The sequence below is a fragment of the Ekhidna sp. genome, from assembly GCF_965227465.1.
Classification (GTDB): Bacteria; Bacteroidota; Bacteroidia; order Cytophagales; family Cyclobacteriaceae; genus Ekhidna.
The window spans coordinates 2305615-2317700 of record NZ_OZ245746.1 but is presented as its reverse complement, the minus strand read 5'-3'; the positions used below and the strand labels follow the sequence as shown (position 1 = coordinate 2317700).

Annotated in this window: 8 protein-coding genes; 6 read left to right on the top strand and 2 right to left on the bottom strand. The window is 36.6% G+C overall.

The genetic code is table 11. From position 1 onward, the window contains the following. The first annotated feature begins 6 nt into the window (after positions 1-6). From ACO05G_RS10165 to ACO05G_RS10155, 3 genes are all read left to right on the top strand, one after another. The gene (locus ACO05G_RS10165) at positions 7-396 is read left to right on the top strand and encodes a response regulator (protein ID WP_421762688.1); all 390 of its coding nucleotides are present in this window, start codon (positions 7-9) and stop codon (positions 394-396) included. A gap of 155 nt (positions 397-551) precedes the next feature. Continuing rightward, complete coding sequence (locus tag ACO05G_RS10160) at positions 552-2393, top strand: sensor histidine kinase (RefSeq protein ID WP_421762687.1); 1842 nt, start codon at positions 552-554, stop codon at positions 2391-2393. 114 nt (positions 2394-2507) lie between these two features. Beyond that, positions 2508-2981, top strand: a complete 474-nt coding sequence (locus tag ACO05G_RS10155; protein ID WP_421762686.1) for a hypothetical protein — start codon at positions 2508-2510, stop codon at positions 2979-2981. 318 nt (positions 2982-3299) lie between these two features. On the opposite strand, the gene ACO05G_RS10150 is transcribed toward ACO05G_RS10155, so the two are convergent. Then, positions 3300-4577: a cation:proton antiporter gene (locus tag ACO05G_RS10150; RefSeq protein ID WP_421762685.1), complete on the bottom strand. Its 1278-nt coding sequence runs from the start codon at positions 4575-4577 to the stop codon at positions 3300-3302. A gap of 126 nt (positions 4578-4703) precedes the next feature. Here ACO05G_RS10150 and ACO05G_RS10145 point away from each other — a divergent pair, with 126 nt between their 5' ends. From ACO05G_RS10145 to ACO05G_RS10135, 3 genes are read left to right on the top strand one after another with little or no spacing between them, the layout of a single operon-like run. Next, positions 4704-9749 carry an amino acid permease gene (locus ACO05G_RS10145; protein ID WP_421762684.1) on the top strand — a complete coding sequence of 1682 codons (5046 nt, stop codon included), beginning with the start codon at positions 4704-4706 and terminating at the stop codon, positions 9747-9749. Further along, positions 9746-10039 carry a hypothetical protein gene (locus tag ACO05G_RS10140; RefSeq protein ID WP_421762683.1) on the top strand — a complete coding sequence of 98 codons (294 nt, stop codon included), beginning with the start codon at positions 9746-9748 and terminating at the stop codon, positions 10037-10039. The genes ACO05G_RS10145 and ACO05G_RS10140 overlap by 4 nt, the downstream gene beginning before the upstream one ends. Continuing rightward, a complete protein-coding gene (locus ACO05G_RS10135) occupies positions 10032-11324 on the top strand; it encodes a hypothetical protein (protein WP_421762682.1) in 1293 nt (430 codons plus the stop codon). Before ACO05G_RS10140 ends, ACO05G_RS10135 begins: the two co-directional genes overlap by 8 nt. Here ACO05G_RS10135 and ACO05G_RS10130 read toward each other — a convergent pair. Beyond that, on the bottom strand, positions 11321-12034 hold the full coding sequence (locus ACO05G_RS10130) for a DUF2490 domain-containing protein (RefSeq protein WP_421762681.1): 714 nt from the start codon (positions 12032-12034) through the stop codon (positions 11321-11323). The two genes, ACO05G_RS10135 and ACO05G_RS10130, sit on opposite strands and share 4 nt — an antisense overlap. Between the last annotated feature and the right edge of the window lie 52 nt (positions 12035-12086).

The window sequence follows — 12086 nt, the reverse complement described above, 5'->3', positions numbered from 1 at the left end:
TCAACCATGAAAATATTTATTGTAGACGATGACGAGCTAGTACACAAGCTTTATGAGATGTACTTTAAAAAAGTAGTATCAATCACACATAAAGAATCTTTTTTCAATGGATTTGATGCGATTAAATTCATTGAAGATCACATTGATACGAATTTGAGTGTTGTAGACATAATTCTGTTAGACATCAATATGCCTATAATGGATGGGGTCGAATTTTTGGATCACTTCGAAAGAATTGCCCCCAGACTAAACAAAATCCCATCAATTTTCATTGTGTCATCCTGCCTTATTGAAAAGGACTTTTTAATGAGCAGAAAGTATGTAACGGGATTGCATGATAAACCACTATCAGAACTCATCCTAAAGAATATGATATTCAATCAAGTTTCAATATGATAATTCTTGATAATTATACCAAGATAGTTTGTGATCGGCAATTCCCTGATTGGCCAAAGAGAAGAGTTCTTGTTCAGACATTAACCCTCTCATTGTTGTTTCTTCTTGTCACTAGCCTGAGCTTTTATTTTATTGATTTCAAAATAGCCTCATTAATGGGGCTGTTTGGTTCACTTGGGACGATTCATGTAGCAATTAATCTCATGGTTAGAAAGAGATTGGTAGAATCGGTTAATCTACTTGCAGTATATGCAAATATCATGTTTCTTGTTGAGGTGATTTTCAGTGGAGGAATTTCTTCACCCGCACTTTATTGGTTGATGCTCTCACCATTTTATGTGCTCACTTTTTCTGATTATGAGGTTAATAAAATTAGTATTGTTTGGATTATAGTTTCGTTTACTGAGTTTATTGCACTCTATGTAGCAGATGTTCTAGTTGGTCCTCTGGAGGTCAGTTATCCACCACAGTGGCATGAAGCACTCGTATTATTATTTGCAATCACATTTATGTGCTATTGTTCTGTGGTTATTTTATTGGACGTCAAAGCCAGAAGGGAAGCTGGTAGATGGAAGGCATCCAATAAATCTAATATAGATATTGAACAATCACCCCTTGAAAACCAAAATGTAAAAGAGGTTTCTAAAACAGCCAATAAGCTACACCGTCGGATGGTTTGGATTGCTATTATATTAATGCCAATATTCCCCGATTACCTCTTTTTTGAAGATCAATGGATGTCGATTTTCTCAATGAGAATTGGTATAGTACTCTATTTAATAATGGTAGTTTATGCCAATACAGTTGGTAAGTTATCTTTTAGATCCATGGCATATGCTTGCTTACTTCCATTGGTGATTTTTTTATCATATGCAACATCTCAGGTCCCTTTGCAAAATGCGTTAGTTTATAATATTAATTATTCTGCCGTATTTATAATTTCTTCATTTTTCCTTTTATGGGAATGGAGGCATTCGCTTGTAATTCTAATAGCCTCATTGCTATCGTATTTAATTTTTGCGTATTTTTTTAACAGGCTAGATTTAGAATGCTTTATTGAGGATGGTGCATGGCTTTTATTTTCTATAGGTTTTGCAAGTATTTTTCTTACAAGGTTTAGATATATATACCACTTGAAAGAGTTGTCATTTAAAAACAACTTGGAGAAAAAGAATAAGAAATTATCCTATCAGAATAATCAGCTAAAGCAACTAAATAAAAAACTATCAAGGTCAGAGGAAAAGCTTAAGGAGTCATCTCTGATAAAGGACAAATTCTTTTCAATAATCTCACATGATTTAAGGTCTCCAATTGGAACTGTGAGCAACTTTATTAAGCTAATCAATGATGATGCCATTGAGCTCACTAAGGAAAAAGAAAAAGAGATTTTTAATCGACTAGAGTCATCATTAAAGAACGTGGAGATGTTGATTGATAATCTACTTAACTGGGCCAAATCCCAAATGGGAATTCTCAAATTGAAGTATGATTATTTTGAGATCAGTGAAGTAGCAAATAGGTGTATTGAGTTGTTTAACGAAGAATTGAATGCAAAAAGCATTATTTCGAATATTCAATTATATACAAAATCAATTGCGTATGGAGATGAGCGGATTGTTGAATTTGTAATTAGAAATCTATTAGCAAATGCTATTAAATATAGTAATGAAGGAGGTGTTATTTCAATTGAATGTATTGCTAAGAATGATTACTTACATGTGTCAGTTACGGATAGTGGGGTTGGAATGTCTGATGAGGATATAAAAAGCTTACTTGATCCTAATACACATTTTACAAAACCTGGAACAAACAAAGAGATGGGTACAGGTTTGGGAATGCAACTATGCATTGATTTTGTTAAAAAAAATAAGGGTAAGCTACTTATTGAGTCAAAAATAGGGCATGGATCCAGATTCACTTTCACACTACCATTATTTAAGGAAGATAATCGCTTAATAAAGCTCTCTGATCCATTCTTCGATATAAGCCATAATTAATAGTGAGAGTACTGTTCTTTGCTTTAGTAATTTGTAGGGGACAAAACTCATGTCAATATCCCCGCTCATATGCGAATTAGTAATGTAATCAGTAGATATTAAAAAATTCTCGGAATGATACAAGTAATGCTAAAAAAAACTCAGAATTATAAGGTGATTGCAAGATCTGCGGCAGTTTTGTTTCTGCTTGGGCTATTAACTGGAATCTACGTCACTTTTGTGGCAATAGGTCAAATTGATGGTAATTTAGGAGCAAGTGTGGCAGCCCATCTCAATGGAATTATTGGAGCTCTTATCATATTAAGTCTTCACCTTATTTTACCAATTATCAAATTCGACCATTTGTATAAGGTAAATATGATTCGGTTGTTCATCCTTGCTAATTATAGCAACTGGTTTCTTACGCTAGTAAAATCTTTTTTGGATGTAGATGGGCTAGAGATCATTCAAAAATCTCTTGCTAATAATGTAATCCATATAGCATTGGTCATGCTTGCTGTTATTCCATCATTAGTAGGAGGGGGGATGTGGGTATTTGGGATTGGAATATTAAATAACGGGAAAAGTCAAGACAAATTGAAAATATGAAAAAGCTCCGATTTTGAAGCTCAATAATTAAAAAGTAATTTGAATCTTATTCTTAAAACCAGGATATACCCTTGTTTTGATTATTTGCTATAACAAATTAAGCATCAATCAATTGACTTAATTATAGAAATTCTCCTACGGACTGCAATATTAGTCTCTCAGATATCTGAAAGGCATTTTTGGTTTTTATGTCGAGTTACTGACTAAATTCTTGCTGATCCTTCTTACCAAAGTTCGGGTGACTTTTTAAAGGCATAGAAGTCAATTAATCCAAAAACATGGCCTAAGTCAGAGAAATTTTCGGTTTTCAATCTCTGGCTACATTTCTACTCTTTCTTTTTCTCGCATCTCCGCAATCTCCTTATCTAACTCCTCCCAATCTGTAAATGATAGTTCATCCACTTCTTCAATATCTTCTTTCTTAGAAATTAAACCTGTTGTCATGATGATACTAGTTGCTAGTATTACAATGAGCAAAATAGATGGATTGAAACGATCATCAATAAACTGGATAGGAATGGAAAAGAAAAGTAGTACAGTAATCAAACCTCTTGGAGCAATCCAAAGCTGTGGTGTGATGCTCTTCCTGATGATAACCTTGAGAAGGATAAAACGAAGAACGTAAGTGATTCCAAGAACAGCCAGTGCAATATATAAAGAGGGTAAATCAGAAAGTCCCGAAAAGTCCAAGGTCATTCCAAAAATGACGAAGAAAAATGTGCGAACAACGAATGCCGTTTCCATAGTCACCACATGAAAGTCTTCTGTGATATGATCCAATGCATCGGGATTAGCCCATTTTTTCAACTTTCCACGAAAGAATAATTTGTAATTATTCAATACCAATCCAAATACCATAATGATGAGAAGAGAAGACAAATGGAACATCTTACCAGTGGAGTAGAGTAGTACCAGAATAGCTATAAGAAAAAAGAGCTTTACCTTAGATTCTAACTTCTGAAGCAGAATTACCATTAAATAGCTAATTAGTATAGAAAGTATAATCGTAATTGCAATGCTGCCAGATACTTCCATCACAATATCACTGGTTCGACTAGCTTCTGAACCACTTAGCACAAAATAAAAAAACATAATTCCGAGGATATCAGAGAATGTACTTTCGTAAATCATGAATTCTCTTTTTTTATCTAATAGCGAACTGACGCTAGGTATAATGATAGCACTGCTTAAAATGGATAATGGTATTGCATAAATTAGTGATGTTAGGAAGTCATCAAAAAGGACAAGATTGAAAATGTATGCTACCAATAGTGCAGTGCCTATGAGTGCCACCAATGCAATGATGAAGGATTGAATAAGTAAGGGTTTTTTATCCTTCTCCAATTTTAAATCAAGAGCTGCTTCTAAGACAATCATGATCAAACCTACTACACCCAACAACTCAAGTGCAGACATAATAATGTTGTCCAAATTGATTTCTACCAATTCCAATAGATATTGAAGGCCAACGCCCAAGCCTATCAACAGCAATACACTTGGAATTTTAGACTTCTTTGATATGAAATTGAATAGGTAGGAAATGATAATAATCAATGAGATTGCTATTGTTTGAGTATATGCATTTAGGTATTCCATTGATTTAATTTTGGTCTTAGGACAAGTTTTCCTCAAACTAGTCACAGTTTATAAGTAAATTTTGTGACTTAATTTAATCATTAGGGTCTTAAAGGTCGAAAAACCCAACTTAATCTCAATCACTATATGGCAAAAGTCAAAAAGTTTGGAACTTTTGGTGGCGTATTCGTCCCTTCTATATTAACAATTCTGGGTGTGATCATGTATTTGCGGCTACCGCAAATCGTCGGTGAGGCTGGACTGTGGTATACATTGGGAATCATTGTAGTTGCTCACATCATTTCAGTGACTACCGGGCTTAGCATATCCTCTATGGCCACTGATAAAAAGGTGGAGGCGGGCGGGCCTTACTACATCATTTCTCGAAGTTTAGGATTACCGATCGGAGGTACATTAGGGCTTGCGCTTTTTGTTGGTCTTTCATTTAGTATTAGTCTCTATTTGATTGGTTTTTCTGAAAGCTTTCTACCGTATTTGGGCTTTTCAATAGATATATCTAATATCAGAATTGTTGGATCACTTGCACTGATTGCTCTTACCATTATTACCTTTATTAGCACCTCTCTTGCTATTAAAGCCCAGTTTTTTATTTTGATCGCAATAGTTTTATCCTTAATCTCGATTTTTTTTGGTCAGCATGAATTCGGCACAGAAAGTCCGCTCTTCCTCAGTTCACCAAATGCGACTTCAATAATGGTTTTGTTTGGTATTTTCTTTCCAGCTGTAACCGGATTTAGTGCGGGAGTTAGTATGTCTGGTGATTTAGAAAATCCTAAAAGAGCTATTCCTAAAGGAACTATTGCAGCAATTGTTACTGGCTTCATTATTTATGTAGTTTTAGCCATTTTCTTTTCATTATCTGTAAGTCGGGAGGCGCTGACTAATGATTCGCAGATATTACTCAATACAGCCTGGATTCCTGAATTGGTGGTTGCGGGCATTTGGGGAGCCACACTTTCATCTGCTTTGGGGAGTATTCTTGGAGCTCCTAGAATTATGCAGGCTATTGCAGTTGATAAAATCGGATCAAGATTTTTTGCTAAAGGCTATGGACCAACCAAAGAACCTAGAAATGCAGTCTTGCTGGCATTTGTGATTGCAGAGGCTGGAATACTTATAGGGGAACTCGACATTATTGCTCGGATAGTGTCCATATTCTTCATTACAACTTATGGCTTTCTAAACATTAGCGCAGCATTTGAGAAATGGACAAGTACTGACTATCGGCCGGATTTTAAAGTATCAGGATGGATTAGTTTGATAGGAGCCATTGCTTGTCTAATAGTAATGATTCAATTAGATCTGCTTGCTCTAATTGGTGCCGTTTTAATATTGGGTTTGACTTACTTTCTATTAAAAAAACGCGAACTGACTTTGGACTCTGGAGATGCCTGGAGTGGTGTGTGGGCATCCTTGGTCAAAACTGGATTAACGAACCTAATGAAGGACCGTGTCCATAATAGAAACTGGAGGCCTAACATGATCATGTTCAGTGGCAATCCAAATAACCGCATGCACATGATAGAAATTGGGAAAGCTATCGCGGGCAAGCTTGGAATTCTTACTGCCTTTGAATTGGTGAAAAGTGACGATCGTATTATGGCTAAAACTGAGTCAAATCTCGAAAGGGGAAAGGATGCCATAGGGTATTTTAAACACAAACTACATTGCAGAGACATCTACTCAGGGATGGATCAAATTGCAAGAGTGTATGGATTTTCCGGAGTGGAGCCAAATACTATTTTGATGGGGTGGAGCAAAATTCCAACCAATGAAGATCGATTTCTTGATTTAATTGAAAGTTTTGCTAGTCAAAACTTTAATACACTCTTTTTAAACTATGATCATGATAAAGGGTATGGAAACGGAAGTACCATTGATATCTGGTGGAGTGGTTCAGGACGAAATCTATCACTCTCTTTTGGTCTGGTAAGATCCATTACAAGTTCTGCTTTATGGAAAAGCGCGAAAATAAGAGTGCTAATTATTAATCGGGAAGATGAGGAATCGGAAAATATTTATAAAAAAACAGCTGCTATTCTGGATCGCTTCCGGTTACCAGCAGATGTGAAAATTATCAACAATGAAAAGGATCAACTTACTGATTTGGAAATCATATCCAAGGAATCAGGAAAGGCTGATCTTGTGCTCTTGGGAGTCCCTGATCAGGAGTTCAAGAATTTCAGAAAATCTTTCAGTAAAATCAATGAAATTGTCGAGCACATCGGTAGTTCTCTAATCATTAATGCCTCAGAGGACTTTGAAGAACTCGAGGTAATAGATCAGAATAGACCGAAACTGGTTACCAAATCAGAGGATCGTATATTGGCTATGCCGCCATTACCTGAATCAAAATTTCCGGAGATAACTTCAGATATTTGGAAAATAGACCGTAACGGTCAGGAAGTTTTCAATCGGTTTTATGATCAAGCCTTCAAGCCGATTTTTGATAGTCATAGATCTTTCCTTGAAGAACTTTTAAATCGAATAGATTCAATTAAAAAAGAGGTTAAGAAAATTGAGGAAACACCAGAACTTCTAAAACGAAAGAAAGCCATTGATAAACTTAAGAATGAAAGCTTATTTAAGATGGATTTATTTATAAATGAAGAAATATCGGAAGTAAGTATTCCTTATCAAACAAAACAGATGGAGGAAGGTATATCCTGGTGTCTAGATCAGCTTTCCAAGGATTTTAGAAGGTTTCCGAAGCACTTTACAATCAAGTATGCTGATGAAGACTTTGCCATAAGTAAAGATGACAACTTTAGAATTAGGTCTATCAAAAGAGGAAAAAAGCTTAAGCACCTAATTGTTGGCAGGCCCATTACTCAGACTATTAATTACCGGGAGTTGGCTAGGTATTATCAGCTAAACACCAGAATGGTATTTCTGAAAAAGTTGCTACAACAATTGCAGAAAGATGAGACAAAATTTTACGAGAGTACCCGAAAGCTTATTGGCAATATTACAGATGCCTTAAATGATGTGGAAAGGCAAATATGGGAAGAAAGCGAGTTGGAATTACAAGAGCTGTTTCAACTTGAAGTACCAGTCAAGAAAACAAGAGATGAACTTGAGTCATTAGATTCACTTTATCAAAATAGATTACTTGCTGAATTCAGGAAAAACCTCATCCAGATGCAAAGAGATATGGAAAGGTTGGATACAGATCATGTCGTTAGAAAAAGGTCAAAGAAAAAGAAATATTACGCTCGACACGAAAGCTTCTTAAAAGACTTTTCCGAGAGATTTGAAGTAAATACTCACACAATAGTCAATCTGTTGGTTCTTGAATTGAAAGTACACGCAATTAGGAATAGACAAGAAACTCAGATAATAGATTTCTGGGAGAATATGAAAATGGTTGTTTACTCACAATACATCAAAAAAGTAGACACCATCTGTTCAAAATTAACTCAAAGTGATCCTGAAAAGGCATTAAAAATTAAGGTAGATACGGATTTTGAAGCTGACCTGCAGGAGCAGTTCGAGGAACATCAAGCGAAAATCATTTCTCTAACAGAGGAACTTCCCGAGAAAATCGAAATTTTCTCCCTTTTACATAGTGATCACGAGCCTATTTCTATTCCGGTCTCACGAATGGCTGAATATTATATTAAATCCAGGTATGAATCTCCATCGGAGGAAAACTTCGAGCAATTAATGGATGCTTTGAAAAGAGCTATTTTAACCACCCAAGATGCAATGAACCTTGCCAGATTTAATCTGGAAAATGAGGAACAGACCGCAAGCACTGAAAAGGAAATTCTTGAAGGATGTAAAGCTAAAATTGAAAAAGAAAAAGACACTTTTGTCCAGTATTTAGAAAATTTCCAAAGTGGTAGTGAAAAACTATTAGAAAGTGCCTATGAACCTCTGGAGTCTATCCGAATTGAAGAAAGTGCAGAGGATTACAGCAGCGGACTTAGGGTGTATCAAAGTCAGCAAGTCCTTTCTGGTGCTGAGGCAATACTGGAAAGAATCAAACAATTTTCCCAAGGGGCAATAGCCAAATTACTTTATAGGCAGAGTGAGGCAACTTTATTTGCAAATCAGCTTGTTAAGAGTCAAAAACAGGCTTCCACTAATAGCATGCTTCTTGATTTAAAAGAACAATTGAGTCCACCCATTAAAGGCATAGAGCCTCTGCCTCAATACTATACAAGTCTTTTCAATGGCAAATCAAATATTAGCAAGGACCTTTGGATCAAACGTCCTATTGAAGAAGCGTTGTTTAAAAAGGCTGTTAAGCGACACAGAGGTGGACATTATGGAGGAATATTACTGCTCGGTGATCGCAACTCAGGTAAAACTGCTTTTTCTAAACACGTAACCCAACAAATATTTAAAAGCAGTAGTGTTTTTCACTTGTTTCCGCCTATTCCCGGTTCCTCTTCCGTTGAGGGCTTTGAAAAATCACTTGCCAAGGCAGTGCAAAAAAGAGGCACTTCTGAGCAGATGCTTTCAAGATTAGCAAAAAACAGCATATTAATCATCCACGATTTGGAGCTTTTCTGGGAACGATCTGAAGATGGTTTAGCGGTAATTGACTTGATTGGAAAGCTGATAGATCAATTTGGAGATAGGGTATTGTTTGTGGCTAATATGAATGCCTATGCATATAAATTGATTAATGAACTTACCTCTTTTGAGGAGCATTTCATAGAGATCATCAATATGGCTCCATTTGATGCGGAAGAGCTCAGTGAGTTGGTACTCAAAAGACACAAATCAAGTGGATTGAAGATTCATTTTGATGAAAAATCTGACCAGTTAAGTGAATTGCAGTTAGCCTCCCTTTTCCATAGTTATTTTAAATACAGTCATGGTAGCCCAGGAGTAACTTTGAATGGTTGGTTATCGAATATTAAGAATGCAAACAAAGAATATATCTGTGTTCAAAAACCAGAGTATCCAACACTGGACGTATTTGATAAGTTAGGCGATGATTGGACCATGCTAATCATTCAGTTCGTTCTCCACAAGCGACTTTCTATACCAAAAATGGTTCGGATTACAGGCTGGAGTGAGGAAGAAGTAAAGGAAAAAGCACTTGCAATGCAAAGATCTGGTTTAATCACTGAGAAAACAGGTGGTATCTACAACCTCGATCCGGTTATGTACCCATTCATTCTTGATGCATTAAAAGAAAGAGAGGTGCTCCAATGAACTGGAAGAAACCATTAATTAAGATTAGTTCGTACATAAGCGGAACTAAGGCCAAGACTACCATTAAAAAGGAATCTCCCTCTTTAGAAATCTATTCATTCTTGGTTTCTGATTCGCTTGTTGATTTAAAAGATTTGAAAGCATTTATACTTAATAATCCATGGTGTCTTGATTCTCCAAGAATCAGCATCAAGGACGGTAATTATGTAATAAACGTACTTGTTTTGAGTGAAGAAAAAGGAAGGTTAATTGAAGAGGCATTGAAAACATGGATTAAAACAGATGAGTAATATTAAAAGACACCTGTTTTCACTTATAATACTATTTCTCAGCGTTGAAACGCTGGCGCAAACACAAGGATCGTCAACCGATTCATTACTCATTCAAAGGCTTAACAGATTAGAGCAGCGAGCCGATAGTCTTGAAAAGGCACTTCAGGAAACAAGAGCCAGAATGGTTACACACTCACAGTTTGAGGGAATCCTACGATCAATAAATGAAGATGATCAGGAGTTTACGGACAATGACAGAAGGTCTAAGCGCAGAGCCCTTGATTCACTTTTCAAAGCAGCGGTTAAGAAACCCAAGCAACTCACTTTTACCGGACAGTTTCTCAACGTTTTTCAATGGGATGGTAAGTTTGACAATTCTATCAATTCAGTCGTAGGCACGGTTGACCTCTTTGCTATTTCATCATTTGGACAAAATAGCCTGGTGTTTATAAACCTACAAGGCGTTGGTGGTAATGGACCTGACAAATTCTTTCCCAACTATTCAGGATTTCATGGAGGAGCAGGAACCACACAAAGTGGAGATGGGTTAGATCGCATAAATATTCTTGAGGCATGGGTAGAATATAGCATTAGCAACACATCTATCACAATGGGAAAGATTGACCTAACCAACTATTACGATCCAAATTCCATTGCCAATGACGAATATTCTCAATTCTTGAGTAATGGGTTTGTAAATAGTTCGGCTCTTGCCGCACCTGGAAACGGACCCGGCATGTCGATTAATACTGAGTTGCTCAATAATTTCACTTTTCAGGTCGGTGTTGCAAGCAATGACAACTCTGGTGATCAAATTTTTCAAGGACTTTTCATGATTGCGCAATTAACTGAATCGTTCAATATTAATAATGTGGAAAAAGGAGCAATAAGGGTGTACGCTTATAGAAATACCGAAGTGAAGGAAGGGTGGGGTTTTGGAGTAAGTGGAGACCTTCGATTAACTAACAAACTCTATTCATATGGCAGGTATGGTCAAAACCTTGATAGTCTTGCCGGAAGCTTTGGAGTAAAGCGATCCTGGAGTGGCGGCTTGCAGTTAAGGAATTACCAACTCTTCGGATCTGCGAGTATTTCCACAGGCTTGGCATACGGCCAAACTGAAGGATTTTCAACTATGGAAGGATCGGATTCAGAACAGGAAAAAATGATAGAGGCTTACCTAAGATTCAACATCAAGCAGGCATTCTTCATTTCACCACACGTCCAATCTATTTGGGATGCAAGAGGTCAAGAAGGTGAAACCATCACCATATTTGGATTACGAACAAGAGTAGCTTTTTAATCTACGAGGTTCAATTTATGCTTGAAGCCCAACCAAATAATATGGGCAGTACTTTCTGTATCTCCCTGATTTTTTCTCGCATAGGTATAGTTGTAAGTAAGAGAAACGCTCAGACCTGAGTTCAACTGCATGGCGGGACCTATCAATAGTCGGTTGCTATCAAAAATATTTTTGGCCACATCTTTACCTGCATTGAAGAGTATTTCATCACCGACATTCAAGAAAAGAGGATGTTTATCCGCTAGCGTTCCGATTGGTATGAAAACATAAAAACGATACCTAAATCGATAGTTAAAGCTATTCCTAATGCCTGACTCTTCCGTTCCGCTTCTGAAAAAACGCTCTTCGATCCTAAAACGGTGTTGTGCCTTTACTTTCCCAAGTAGCTTTGAAACGGAAACTTCCTGGTAAGGCCTGTATTCAAACCTATCCCAATCGCCATCTCTACGAAGTGTAAGAAAAGCAAAACCAGAAATGACTCTAACATCTTTATTAAAGTTGTATCCGACTCCCGTTCTAAGCAAGGTTTGGGAAAGCTCATTAAAAGTGTCTTTCCATCTAACACCTACATCACTGTATACACCAAACTTATCAGATATTTTGATGGAGTTGTAATACTGAATCCATTGTTGGTTGCCACGAACCGTTTCTCTTTGACAAAAAGCGGAGGTATTCAAAAACAGAAATACAAATAGTGTATAAAATTTCATGCCCTTGGGACTGGTATCATCCTTTTAAGTCACAAATGAATGCTGACTGTGT